Below are 13,504 nucleotides of genomic sequence, written 5' to 3' on the forward strand. Positions count from 1 at the left end.
TCCAACCAGTCGCGGGGGGCGACATGGATACGACCGGCAATTTGGAATGGCGCAGCGATGTCAGCCGGCTGATCGCGCGCATCGACATTGCTCTCGAACGCCAAGTGAACGCCATTCTCCATCATCCGCAGGTCATGGAGATGGAGGCACGCTGGCGCGGCCTCGCTCTTATCGTGCGCACGGCAGCGCGCAGCGAGGAGGTCAAGGTGCGCGTCATCTCGGCAAGCCGCCGAGAATTGGCACGCAGTCTGGAGCGGGCCGGCGATTTCGACCAGAGCCATCTCTTCGAGCTCGTCTACAGCCGGGAGTTTGGCATGCCGGGGGGTGAGCCGTTCGGCCTTCTGATCGCCGACTACATGATCTCACCCGAGGACAAAAGCGAAGACGGCGACCCCGTAGGGATGCTGACCGCCCTTGCAAGCGTCGCCGCCGCGGCGTTCTGCCCGGTTATCGCCGGAGCGTCGCCCGAGGCGACCGGGCTCGGCCATTTCCGCGACCTCAATCGCGTTCAGAATCTGGCGCAAGCTCAGAACGATCCCGCAGAGATCCGCTGGAACACGCTGAGAGCGCACGACGACGCGCGCTTTCTCGGACTGGTGGCGCCGCGCGTCCTCCTGCGTCAGCCGCACCGGGCCTACGATCGACGCCGCGACGACGGCTTTCCATTCCGAGAGACAATTGCCGCCGATGCCTCGACCCTTCTCTGGGGCAATGGCGCCTTCGCCTTTGCGGTCGTCGTGATCCGCGCGTTTATCGAGACCGGCTGGTTCGCGGATCTTCGGGGCGTCAGCCAGGACCGAATCGACGGCGGCATGCTCGGGGCAACCGAGCTTCCGCCTTATGACTTCGGCACAGAGAGCGGCGGCCTCTCCGCGCAATCGCCAGTCGAGGCGCGCATCACCGTGCGTCAAGCACAGCAATTGTCCGATCTCGGCATCGTGCCAATCGAGACCACCTATCTGTCATCCAATATCGTCTTCAACTCCAACCAATCGCTGCATGCTCCGCCGCACCATTCCAGCGAGAGCGCCCGACAGAATGCGCGGCTGGCGGCAATGCTGCAGTATGTGCTCTGCGCCTCGCGCTTCTCGCATTATTTGAAAGTGATCCTTCGCGACGAGATCGGCCGCCTGTCCGATGCGGCGACGATCCAACGACGGCTCGCGGACTGGTTGGCCGGCTATACGCTCGGCAATGACGACGCCAGCAGCGAGCTGCGCACGCGCTTTCCGCTACGCTCGGCCGGGATCGAGGTCGGCAACCTTCCGGGGAAACCGGGCAGCTACATCTGCACCGTGCGCCTGCAGCCTCATTTCCAACTCGACGACGTCACCACGAGCTTCCACCTCGTCGCCGAAACCGAGGCCGAGACCGCGCGACCTCAAAGCGGGGAGGCAGCTCCCGAGGAAAGGGTCTTCGCATGACGATTGCCGACGCAGTCGCAGACTATCTCGACAAAAATGCTCTCGAAGAGGCGATAGAGCATGCGGGTGCAGCGGTCCGCGAAGCTCCGCAAGACCGAAAGACACGCGGACTCTTCATCGACCTTCTCATTCTCGCCGGGGCCTATGAACGCGCCGACAAGCAATGCGCTTTGGCCACCTCCCTCGATCCGGAAGACGCGGTGGGCCTGGCCCGGCTCAGGGCCGAGTTACGCGCCATGGCGGCGCGCGATGCTTTTTTCGAAACCGGCGCCGTTCCCGACTTTCCGGGCGCGCCAAGTCCGTGCGACCAGCTCGCGTTGAAGCTCTCGGTCGCCCATCGAGATGCCGATCGGGACACGGCTTTGGCCACACTGGAGGCACTGGAGACGGCTCGCGGCGCCCGAGCGATGACGGTCAACGGAACAGCTGTCCAGGATTTCCGCGATTGTGACGATCGTATCCCGCATGCCCTGGAGGTCCTGACCTCCGGCGGTGCCTATCTGTGGATCGATTTCGAGCGCATCCAGGCACTTTCAGTGGCGCCGATGACGCGGCCGCGGGATCTCGCCTTCCGCCCGGCAGAACTCGGTCTCACCGACGGCAGCGTCGGACCGGTCCTTTTGCCGATGATCTACCATGGCGCAGGTGACGAGCCCGCGCTGCAACTCGGCTGGGAGACCGTGTGGGACGAATGCCCGAGCGGGATCACCGTCGGTCGCGGCCAGCGCTGTTTCCTTTCAGGCGATGCGCTCATGGCCGCGCGCGAGGTCGAAAGCCTCGGTCAGGCGGCTGGCGAGGCCGCCGCGGCGGAGGCAAGCTATGGCTGACCCTCTCGACCGTTTTGTGCCTGGCCGCGGCAGCATCTCGCAGCCCCTGCTCGACCGCCTGCTCGATGCCGAGCCCGATCGCATCGAAGACCAACCATTACGTCCGGTGGATGAAGTTCGCCGCCTGCGCGAGGCGATACGTCGTGATCTGGAGGCATTGCTCAATACACGCCAGCCCCCGGTTTCGCCGCCTCCCGGTCAGCCGCATCTGGACAGTGCGCTCACCTCCTTCGGCATCGAAGGCTTCGTCGGGGCCAGCCTCGGCTCGCCCGCCGCCAAGGCGCGTTTCGCACGGGCCATCGAACGGCGCATCGAACTCTTCGAGACGCGGCTGTCCAACGTCCAGGTCACCGTTCTCAAGGGCCGCGGCGACGGCGACCGCGCGTTGCGGATGCGCATTCAAGCCCACTTCCGAGTGAACGAGGCAATGCCGCCGATCCGCCTGGAATCGATGGTCGACCCTTCTACCAACCGCATCGAGCTCGAGGCGCCCGGTGACTGACGGTTTCTTCGCACGTTATAACGAGGAACTCGATGCACTGCGCCAGCGTGCCTCCCGCTTTGCCGCGGCGTTTCCGAAAGTCGCCGGGCGCCTGCGACTGACCGGAGAGGTCGCCGACGATCCTCATGTGGAGCGACTGGTTCAGAGTTTCGCCTATTCGGCAGCACGCGTGCGCCAGAAGCTCGACGACGAGTTTCCCGAGCTGACTGACGGGCTGCTCGAAACTCTCTATCCGCACTACCTCGCACCGATTCCCTCCATGTCCGTGGTGCGTTTCGAGCCGGATGCCAATCTGGCGAATGTGCGTCTGATTCCACGCCATTCGGAGATCCGCGCGGAACCCATGGGCGGAGAAAGCTGCCGCTTCCGCACCACGCAGGATGTTGCCGTCGCGCCGATCACACTCACTGCCGCGAGCCTCGCCGGCCAGCCGCTGGATGCGCCGGCTCCCCATCACGGGGCCGCCTCCTGTCTTCGACTGTCGCTGCGCGCTCGCAGCGGCCAGGGCGGCATTGCCGGCCTCGGCCTGGACCGGCTCCGCCTGTTCCTGGCAGCCCCTTGGCGTCAAGCAAGCGCCCTCGCCGAACTTCTGATGAACCACACGCTGGGAATAGCGCTCGCCCGACATTCGGGAGATACAGAGCCGATACGTTTGCCGGCGTCGAACCTCAGCCCCATCGGCTTTGGCGAGGGCGAAGGAATGCTGCCCTATCCGGCCTCAAGTTTTGTCGGATACCGGCTGCTCACCGAATTCTTCGCCCTGCCGCAGAAGTTCCTGTTCCTTGATATTCGTGGAATCGACGCGTGGGCCGGCGATGCCGTCGAGATCTTCATCTATCTCGATCAGACGGATAGCGCACTCGAACAGTCTGTCTCGGCCCGAGACTTCGTTCTCAATGCCTCCCCGGTGGTCAATCTGTTTCGCCAGAGCTGCGAGCCGATCACCCTCGATGGCACCCGCACCGAGTATCGTCTCTTGCCGGATTCACGCCGCCAGAAGACGCGCGAGATCCAGTCGATCGACAGCGTGAGCATCAACGAGCGGAGCGGCGCCAGCCACCGAAGCCAGCCATTCTTCGGGCGCACGCGCACCTCCGGGCCGCCGGTCTTCTGGCAAATCACTCGCCGCTTCGACGAAGAGGACCACACCAGCGACATCGACATTGCCTTTGTCGACGAAGCGCGGAGAGTGACCGGCCCGCTCGACGCGGTCGCGAGTGTAGAAGCTCTGTGCCTCAACCGAGACCTGCCCGAGCATTTGCCATTCGGCGGCGGACATCCTCGCCTCGAATTGGTGGATAGCACCGACGGTGTCGGTGCCGTGGAGGCGCTGTTTCCTCCGACACCCTCGCTTCGCCTCACCGACAGCGATGGCCGCAACTGGCGCCTCGCCTCGCACCTTCTTCTGAACCATCTGTCTCTGGCCGATCGCGGTGGCGGCGCGCTTAAGGATGTCTTGAAGCTCTATGCTTTCCGCGACACTCCGGAAACACGTCAGATTATCGACTCGATCTCCGGGATCGAGGTGCGGAGCGCGACGGCCCGGATCGCCGGCGGCGGCATGGTTCCGGGTACGGAAATCGATCTGACGTTCGATCCTGCAATGATCGACAGGCCCTCGGCGTATTTGTTCTCCGCCGTGCTCGATCGTTTCTTCGGCCTTTATACCGCAATCAACAGCTACAGCCGCCTCACCGTTCACCTCAGGGGCCAATCGCGCCCGGTGGCCCGCTTCCCTGCCCGCGCCGCGGAAAGGCCGCTCATATGAGCGCCCTCCGCAAACCCAACAGCGTAGCGCCCGCGGCGACCGAACCAGGGGGCGACATCTCACGCCTGCGCCAGCGACTGATCCAGGAGCCTGGGCTGTTCGAGCCCTCAACGGCGTTTCGTCTGGCTGCCGAAGACGCGGACGTTCACATCACGTCACCCTTTGGCGTGGCTCCGGCATCGGTGCCGGTCGTGCTGGACCAAGGCCGCAACGGCGCGATTGCCGCCACGCCTGTATCGGGCCTGATCGGCCCGCTCGGCGTATTGCCGCCGTCCTATGACGAGGCGGTGATGCGCGAAGAGCGCAACCGCTCGCACGCCTTGCTTGCCTTTTTTGACGTTTTCGGTGCCCGCCTGGCAGCGCTCTTTTTCGCGGCGGCGGAGAAGTATCGCCTCGCCAGGCGGCTGCGCTGGGGCGGGCGTGGCGCCGGTAACGCTTTCCTGACGGCGCTATTCTCGCTGACCGGCTTCGGAACGCGCGGCCTCAAGGAGACGAGTGGCGTCGATACCGACGTGATCCTCCGTTTCACCGGTTTCTTCGCGCAGCGCACCCGCAACGCTTCCAACTTGAGAGCCATGCTCGCCGACTTCACCGGCCTCCCGGTGAAGATCCAGCAATTCCGGCCACGCTGGCTCACCGTTGCCGAGCACGACCGTACGGCTCTTGGCCCGACCGCTCGCCTTGGCGTCAACACGATGGCCGGCACGGCCGTGAGAGACCGCTCCAGTGGGTTTCGGATCGTGCTCGGGCCGCTGGACTATCGCGATTATTGCGCGTTTGCGCCTGGAAGCGCAGCAGCCAGAGAGCTCGTGGCTTTGACGCGCCTTTTCGTCGGCATCGGGCTGACCTTCGACGTCCAGGTGGTCCTCAAGAAAGAGCAGGTCCCATTTTGCCAATTGGGTGGCGCGGGCGCCGCCCAACCGCGGCTCGGCTGGAACAGCTGGGCACGCGTTGCCCCGGCTGCGCGAGACAGCGACGAGGCTTTCTACACGGCGGAGGCCGGGGAGAAAGGAGCCTCACATGCGGCTTGAGTTACGACAGACCGCAGGGCAACCGGTTCGGGGATCGCGTCGGCCATGGACGTTCGAACGCGGTCGTCGCAGCCTCGGCGGCAGTCCGGACTGCGATTGGGTCGTCGAGGATCAGGACGGGACGCTGTCCGATTTTCACTGCATCATCAGCCGTGACCGCTCATCCTTCGTCCTCGAGGACCGCAGCGCCCACGGGATCCGTGTCGACAGCAATCTGTTGCGCCAGGGCGAGACAGCGCGGCTCGCGTCCGGTTCTGTCATCGCGTTCGACGCACTCGTCTTCGAGGTGGCACTTTACGGAGAATCCGAGCCTGATCTGGATGACCCTGACGCCGACTTACGTCTCAGCGACGAGGCGCCGACCATTTCGTCGATCCTGGCCGACGTGGCGCCGGGACGTCAGCGGGGAAGTGGCCTCAGCGGCGCCGCAGCTTGGGATGACGGCGAACCCTCAAACCGTGAACGCAACAATGCGGCCGCCCGGCGGGACACGTTTACGGTCCCCTCCTCCCGCGAGGTTGAGATCGGCTGGAGCGGACCACCCGAAACAGACGCGACGCAACCGCTCCTGCCCAACGACTGGAATGCCGACGCCGGCGGCGATTATGCCAGCAACATCGAGCACCGGCCCGCGCTAAGCACCGCGGTTCCCCGCATGGGTGCGCGACGGCGCCGCCGCAGGCCCGACCCAGCTGCTGATATTCCCGACGACGCCTTCGATGCGCTGGCGCCACCTAGACCGGAGCCGGGGGAGACAACTGCCGGTTCGACACCCGAGGAGCACCCGACGCCTTCGACCTCCGAGCCGGATCACGCAACGGACCCACACGCGCCGTTGAGCGAAAGCGGCCCCGCCGGACCTGATCCCGACGGGACGCCGGATGCCCCGCCCCTGGTTGCGGAGGGGCAGGCAGCTCCGGAAGACACCACCGAACAGGCGATTGCCGATATTCTGGGACCATCCCGAAGGTCTGGATCAGTCCCGGCGGAACGCACCGATCCACCGGCCCAGATTGAGCAAAAGGCGCAAACCGCCGGGTCGCCATCTTCAGACGGCGATTTCGGCCGTGGAGAGACCACTTCTCACCTGCTGTCGATGCTGCGCGACTGCGAAGATTCTCTCGATGAAATCTGCCGTCTGTTCGGCCTTGAGATCAGTTATTCCGGTGCCGGGCCGTTTCCCGGGCAGTCGGACATCGGTACCCGGATCGCGGCCCTGACGCAGCGCCAGACCATCCTCCGCGAGACGATGGAGCAATTGTTGCGCGAGCTCGGACCGAGGCTGGAGCCCCGCGCGCTCGAAGCCCGTGTAGACGCCAGTGCGGGCACGGTCTTGCCGTGGCCACGCCGCGACTACTGGCGCGCCTACCGCGCACAGTTCCGACAGGACGGCCGCGACCTCTCAGTTCAGGAATTTCTAAAGTCTCTCATCGCCGGCGATGAAGACATCGATACCGCCAGTAGCGTCGAAGACAGGTTGAAGCGAAGCAGATGAAGGACGAAAACCGTGTCGCGTGGAGCGAGGGCATGTTCCTTCGCGTACAACACTTCCAGCAGGCGGACCGCTGGACGGAGCGCCTCGTACGCACCTCCAGTCAGGAAACCGTGGCCTATCCCTGGGGTATCTCCGAGATCGAGATCGATCACGGCGCGCTCGCTGTCGGCCAATTCGCCCTGTCCAGCGTCAGGGGCATCCTACCCGACGGCACTCCGTTCGAGGCACCCGGCGATACAGATTTGCCCCCGCCGGTCGCGCTTGAAGAAACCGCAAAGCAGCAGGTCATCTATCTGGCGCTGCCCGGACGGCGCCCCGGCCGTGCCTATTCGGTCGTAGACGGCGGCGATGCGCGTGCCGGCGTCAGGCTCGCCGCTTCGAACTTCGACGCGCCCGACGCAAATCTCGATACGGACTTCATTGCACCGATCGATATCTCCCGACTGAACCTGCGTTTCCTGAAGACCGGCGACGAATTGGCCGGTTACGATCTCATCGGGTTGGCCCGTGTCGTCGAGGTTCGTTCCGACCGGGCCGTCATCCTCGATCCCGAATATCTCGCCCCGTCCCTCAACTGCGCGGCCGAACCGCGCCTCGCTGAGTTGATCCGAGAACTTCTGGGCATCGTGCGCCACCGCGCCGAAGCGATCGCAGATCGCATCGGTGATCCGACGATCCGCGGCACAGCCGAAGTCGGCGACTTCTTTCTCCTGCAGATTCTCAATCGCGCCGATCCCTTGCTTGCGCACATCGCCGCGAATGCGACCCGGCTCCATCCTCTCGTACTCTACGAATTCTGCATCGGACTGGCCGGCGAACTCGCCACCTTCACCACCGAGGACAAGCGCGCCGCCGAGTTTCCGCCCTATCGCCATGACGACCTCAAGGCGACATTTGCGGCCGTCTTCGACGATCTGCGCACGTCGCTCTCCGCAGTACTGGAGCAGACCGCCGTCGCCATCGATCTGGTCGAACGTCGGCACGGCGTCCGAGTGGGCACAATTCCCGACCGGTCGCTTCTGGCCAGTGCGGGCTTTGTCCTGGTGGTCGGCGCAGACATGCCGGGCGAGGAGATCCGTCGCAAGCTGCCCGCGCAGATCAAGGTCGGCCCGGTGGAGCGCATCGTCGAACTCGTCAACGTGGCCCTGCCCGGCATTCCGGTGCGCCCGCTGCCGGTGCTGCCACGTCAGCTGCCCTACCGCTCTGGCCGGGTCTATTTCGAACTCGACACTGGATCGCCGCTTTGGCGCCAGCTCGACACGTCGGCTGCCATCGCGCTGCATCTGGCAGGCGACTTCCCCAACCTTGAAATGGAACTGTGGGCGCTACGAGAATGAGCGACCTTCCCTCTCACGGCGATCCAAACGGTGACGCCAAACCGGACCCCGCCGCCGCGCAAGACAGCATGGCGTTCGACGACATCCTGGCGTCTGGCAACGAAGCGGAAGCACCGGACGAGCCGCGCCCGGCAACGGGCTGGTCGGCGGCCGCCATCATGCGCGATTTCCGGTTCGGCGGCGAAGAGGTGCCAGTCCTCGTCGCGTCGGCCGCTCCGCTTCTCAATCTCGCGCACGAGCTGCGCCAGCGCACCAAAGCCCCGAACATGGACGAGATGCGCGGGGCGGTGATCGATGCCGTGCGACGCTACGAACGCGATCTTGCCAGCGCCCGCATCAGCCCCGAACGGGCCCGCGCCGCCCATTACGTCGTCTGTGCCACGATCGACGACGTGATCCTGTCGAAGCCGTGGAGCGAGCGGATGGGCTGGGCCCGGTCCGGCCTCGTCTCGACCTTTCACATGGACGTCACCGGTGGCGACCGTGTCTTCGATCTGCTCGACCATTTCCATCAAAGTCCCGGCGCCAACAAGGATCTGCTTCTCCTTATCTATCTCTGTCTGTCGCTCGCGTTCGAGGGACGCACGCGGGTTTCGCCGCGGGGCACGCTGGAGCTGGAGCGCATCCGCGAGAGCCTCTACCGGACGCTCCTCGGCCAGTACGGTGTCTTCGAGCGGGAGCTCTCGCCCCATTGGCGCGGAGTGGTGGCTCGTCACAAGCCGTTGCGCACCGCCACGGTACTTTGGACGCTCCTGGCATGTCTCGTTCTGGCGCTCGGGCTCAGCTATCTTCTGTTCACTCTCTGGCTGAACCAGGACTCCGACGTGACGGCCCGTCGGCTGGCGGATCTGCCGCCGAGCGAAGCGCCGAGCCTCGCCGCCATAGCTTATCCGAGCGAGCCCGAGGTGCCTCCGGAGGTGGATGAGACGCCGCCAACGAAGGAGGAACCGGTTACACGAACGGCCGTGGTCGAGCAGCCGGAGGCTCCCAAAGAGCCTAGCCGTCTCGACAATCTCCTCGCCTTTCTGCAGCCCGAAGTCGACGCGGGCCTCGTGACACTATCGGACGCGAACGGCCGGCTGAGGGTGCGCATCGCCAATTCCGGCTTGTTCGAGACGGGCAGTGCCGACGTGAACCCGGATTTTCGCGGCCTGATCCAACGTATCGGCGGCGCGCTGTCGTCGGAGGGATTCAAAGCCGTCGTGGTCGGTTACACCGATAACGTGCCGATCCGCACGGTCCAGTTCCCCTCAAATTGGGATCTGTCTGAGGCACGCGCGAAAGCTGTCGGCGACATCCTCGCTCTCTACACGGGGCCGGGCGCGATCACCACGGAAGGACGTGCCGACAGCGACCCGCTCGCCAGCAACGACACACCTGAGGGGCGCGAAATGAATCGGCGCACCGAGATCCTCGTCCTCACCGACGCGGCGGCCCGGCTCAACCAGACGTCTTCCGGCACGCCTGCGCAGGAAGCGCCAGAAGGTGCGCCGCAGGAGACCCCCTCCGACCCACACAAAGCACAGACTCCGGCCGCTCTTGAAGGCGGAGACAAGACCCAATGAACCCGCTGAGCTACTTCTACACGATCCGCTCTTACGTCGACGCCTATTCCGGCTTCATCGGCCGCCGATTCCTTTCGGTCATCTGGGTCGTCGCGATCGGTTTCGTCATCTGGTTTTACGGCTATCTCCTCAAGTTCGGCGATTTCCAACCCTTGGCGAGTGCCGGCAACCGCCTCATCGCCATCGGAGTGGTCCTTGCCGCCTGGCTTCTCTATCTCGGCATCTCTTTTCTCCGCTCGCGGAGGCGCGACAATGAGCTGGTCGAAGGCATCGAGCAGGATGCCGAGGCGCTCGCCGAGGGCGAGCGGACCGCAGAGGTGGATGACATCCGCAACCAGCTCAGGCAGGCCCTGGCCCTCTTGCGACGCGTATCGCGCAAGCGCTTCGGCTATATCTACGAGTTGCCCTGGTACGTGCTTTTCGGTGCGCCGGGCTCCGGCAAGACCACGGCCATCACCCATTCCGGTCTGACTTTCCCGGTCGGCATGGCCGAAGGGGAAGGCACTCGCGGCATAGCCGGGACGCGAAGCTGCAATTGGTGGTTCTGTGAGGAGGCGATCCTCGTCGACACTGCCGGACGCTACACGACCCAAGACGATCTGTCCGGCGCGGCGAAGGCAGGGTGGGACGGGTTCCTCAATCTCATTCGGAAATATCGCCGCTCACAGCCAGTGAACGGTGTGTTGATCACCTTGTCGATCGCCGACCTCGTCGATCGTCCGCCCGACGCACGACTGGAGGAAGTGCGCGCCATCCGCAAGCGCCTCAATGAAATGGACGAGGTGCTCAAGGCTCGCATACCGGCCTATCTGGTCTTGACGAAAGCCGACCTTCTGACCGGCTTCATCGAGTTCTTCGACGGCTTCAACCGGAGCGACCGGGAACAGGTCTGGGGCATGACCTTCGATCTCGCGGACAGCGACAAAGCCAAGGACCTCCCCGAGCGCTTTCTCGAAGAATTCTCGCTTTTGCAGGAGCGCATCGGATCAATGCTGATCGAGCGCCTTCAGCAGGAGCCGGATGTCGCGGTGCGCGGCCGCATCTTTCGTTTCCCAGCCGAATTGTCGGCTCTCAAGGATACGGTTCACGAGATTCTGGTCGAACTCTGCTCGGGTTCGAAGCTGGTAGAAGCGCCATTGGTGCGCGGCGTCTATCTCGCATCCGGAACTCAGATGACGGAAGGCGAACGGGGATTGTCCGCTCAGCCGATTCCTCGCATGCGGCGCAGCTATTTTCTTACCCGCCTGTTCAAAGACGTCATTTTCGGCGAGGCCTCACTCGTCAATCGCGATCGGCGCCTGTCGTCGCGTCAGCGGATGGTGCGCCGGATAGCTTACGGCGCAGCCGCCTTCGTTCTCGCTTTCGTGCTGACGAGCTGGACGCTTACCTATTTTCGGAACACGGCAGCGCTCGCCCAGGCTGAAGAGCGGATTGACGCCTATCAGGACGCGGTCAAAGGCATTCCCGTTCGCGATGTCGACGATGCGGACTTCCTGCGCATCCTGCCCGCTCTCAACAGCCTTTCCGCGATCGCCGACAGTTTCGAGCATCCCGGCGTATGGCCCGCCAGCTTTGGGCTCGATCAACAGCCCAAGATCGAAAGCCGTCGACGCGCGGCTTATCAGCGAGCTCTCAACGCCCTTCTTTTGCCGCGCCTGTTGGTGCAGCTTCAGACAACGATGCGCGAAAGCGACGATCCTGCCGCGCTTTTCGAGGCGCTTAAGCTCTATGGGATGCTGGGCGGTCTCGGCAGTCTCGATCCCGACTACGTCGTCTCGCAGTCGAAGCAGCTTTTTTCCGAACTCTATCCCGAAGAGGGACGCGCCGGCGTCCGCGAGGCTCTGGTCGCGCATGCAGGCGCCATGGCGGCGGGGACATTGCCACCGCTCACCCTGGACAACCGACTGATTGCCGAGACGCGAGACAAGATCGCCGACCGCAGCTATGCTCAGCGCGCCTTTGACATCCTCGCATCGAAGCCCATAGCGCGCGCGCTCCCTTCCTTCGTGCCGGCTGATGGCTTGGGTCCCATCGGCGAACGCGCTTTCGAACGCGCTTCGGGCGACAGTCTGCGCGCAGGTATCGACGGTCTTTATACAGGGAACGGCTACCGTATGGCCGTGCTGCCGCTCCTCGGCAACGCAGCGAGCGAAGCGTTGAGCGAAACCTGGGTGCGCGGTTCTTCGTCGACGTTGCAGCCGACAACCATCGACGCCGTGTCGAACGCGGCACTCGACATCTATTTCGACACATTTCGGCGCCGCTGGTCCGAACTTCTCGGCGACATCAGGGTGCGTCCCGGTCAGACACTGGCGGAAGAGACCGAAACCGCGCGGTTGCTCGCGACCGATCCGAGCCCGATCGAGTCCCTGGCTCAAGCGGTCGCCGAAGCGACCGACCTTCGGCCCGTCATGACAGAAGGCAAGGCGACCGAAATCGCCGAATCCGCTGGCGCGGCTGCGGCCTCGAGCTCTGCGTCCCCGCTTGCGCTCGCCAATGCGCCAGACCCATACGGACCATTGCGCGCCGCCTTGGAAGTGCCGGAACAAGCCGAGGGACGAAACAGTGACGCGACCTCTGCCGATGGGGGCGAGAAGCCGTCACAGATAGCCGCGCTCCAACCCCTGATCGACACGATCTATCAGCAGCTCTCCCGCGCCTCGACGTCCACAGCGGCAGTGGCCGAGGTTTTCAATGCGGAGGGCGAGCTCACCAAGGCGAACCAGGATTTGCTGCAGACCGCCCGCCGCTTGCCCGAGCCGGTCGCCACGTGGATGGCGGGCCTTTCCGCAGACATCAGCGCACTTGCGGTGAAGACGGCCCGCACGAGCGCCCGCGAAGCCTGGGCAAGCAGCGGAGCGAACCTGTGCGCGGCCGCCGTCACCAACCGCTATCCGTTTACCCGCGATTCGCCGGATGATGTCTCCCTTGCCGACTTCACCCGACTGTTCGGGCCGCAGGGGCTTTTTGCAACGTTCTTCGAGGAGCGGCTTGCGCCCTTCGTCGATACCACCGCGAGCCCCTGGACGTGGCGCGGCACCTTCGGCGCCGATGGTCTGGAAGCGCAGGCGATCGCCCAATTTGAGCGCGCTCACGAGATCCGCCGCGCGTTCTTTCCGCCCAACAGCGACGAGCCGTCTGTGGCGATCAACGTGGAGCCTGTCTCGCTCTCGCAAAACGCCAACGCGGTCCTGCTGGAGATCGAGAACGAGCGCGTCGTCTATTATCACGGCCCCAAAATCGGAAAGACGATCCGTTGGCCCTCAAGCGAGACCGGCAATCAGTCGCGCATCGCTTTCCAGCCCGGGGACATCAGCCAAGCGATGACGCACAGTGGAGATTGGTCGCCATTCCGCATCTTCGATGAAGCGACGATCGTTTCTCATCGCAATGACCTGATGCGCGTGCGCTTCGATGACGGCCCACGCCAGGCGGTCTTCGACGTCCAGTTCGGGTCCGTCCTCAATCCTTTCCAGCTGCCGGCTCTGAGCGAATTCCAATGCCCATCGCAATTTTAGTACCCATCGGCAGCGCCCGCATAAAAAGTGCGCATGC

General features: G+C 64.3%; 9 protein-coding genes. All 9 read left to right on the forward strand.

Features of this window, described 5'->3' with window-relative positions:
- The first annotated feature begins 23 nt into the window (after nt 1-23).
- The 9 genes from tssC (at nt 24) to tssM (ending at nt 13,467) form a co-directional block, all read left to right on the forward strand.
- Entirely contained in the window at nt 24-1,424 is a 1,401-nt protein-coding gene (tssC, locus tag ACK8CP_RS08695; RefSeq protein ID WP_414834009.1) for a type VI secretion system contractile sheath large subunit, read from the forward strand.
- Nucleotides 1,421-2,251, forward strand: coding sequence for a type VI secretion system accessory protein TagJ (locus ACK8CP_RS08700; RefSeq protein ID WP_414834010.1), 831 nt, complete (start codon nt 1,421-1,423; stop codon nt 2,249-2,251). The genes tssC and ACK8CP_RS08700 overlap by 4 nt, the downstream gene beginning before the upstream one ends.
- The gene (gene tssE / locus ACK8CP_RS08705; protein ID WP_414834011.1) at nt 2,244-2,753 is read left to right on the forward strand and encodes a type VI secretion system baseplate subunit TssE; all 510 of its coding nucleotides are present in this window, start codon (nt 2,244-2,246) and stop codon (nt 2,751-2,753) included. Before ACK8CP_RS08700 ends, tssE begins: the two co-directional genes overlap by 8 nt.
- On the forward strand, nt 2,746-4,521 hold the full coding sequence (tssF, locus tag ACK8CP_RS08710) for a type VI secretion system baseplate subunit TssF (RefSeq protein ID WP_414834012.1): 1,776 nt from the start codon (nt 2,746-2,748) through the stop codon (nt 4,519-4,521). Before tssE ends, tssF begins: the two co-directional genes overlap by 8 nt.
- On the forward strand, nt 4,518-5,552 hold the full coding sequence (gene tssG, locus ACK8CP_RS08715; RefSeq protein WP_414834013.1) for a type VI secretion system baseplate subunit TssG: 1,035 nt from the start codon (nt 4,518-4,520) through the stop codon (nt 5,550-5,552). The genes tssF and tssG overlap by 4 nt, the downstream gene beginning before the upstream one ends.
- Nucleotides 5,542-7,047: an FHA domain-containing protein gene (locus ACK8CP_RS08720; RefSeq protein ID WP_414834014.1), complete on the forward strand. Its 1,506-nt coding sequence runs from the start codon at nt 5,542-5,544 to the stop codon at nt 7,045-7,047. The genes tssG and ACK8CP_RS08720 overlap by 11 nt, the downstream gene beginning before the upstream one ends.
- Nucleotides 7,044-8,384 (forward strand): type VI secretion system baseplate subunit TssK, encoded by a 1,341-nt coding sequence (tssK, locus tag ACK8CP_RS08725; RefSeq protein ID WP_128293154.1) that lies wholly within the window; start codon nt 7,044-7,046, stop codon nt 8,382-8,384. Before ACK8CP_RS08720 ends, tssK begins: the two co-directional genes overlap by 4 nt.
- 68 nt (nt 8,385-8,452) lie before the next feature.
- On the forward strand, nt 8,453-9,949 hold the full coding sequence (gene tssL, locus ACK8CP_RS08730) for a type VI secretion system protein TssL, long form (protein ID WP_414834223.1): 1,497 nt from the start codon (nt 8,453-8,455) through the stop codon (nt 9,947-9,949).
- A complete protein-coding gene (gene tssM, locus ACK8CP_RS08735; RefSeq protein WP_414834015.1) occupies nt 9,946-13,467 on the forward strand; it encodes a type VI secretion system membrane subunit TssM in 3,522 nt (1,173 codons plus the stop codon). The genes tssL and tssM overlap by 4 nt, the downstream gene beginning before the upstream one ends.
- Nucleotides 13,468-13,504 lie beyond the last annotated feature (37 nt).

The sequence above is a fragment of the Afifella sp. YEN Y35 genome (assembly GCF_047553465.1).
GTDB classification, from domain to species: Bacteria; Pseudomonadota; Alphaproteobacteria; order Rhizobiales; family Afifellaceae; genus Afifella; species Afifella aestuarii.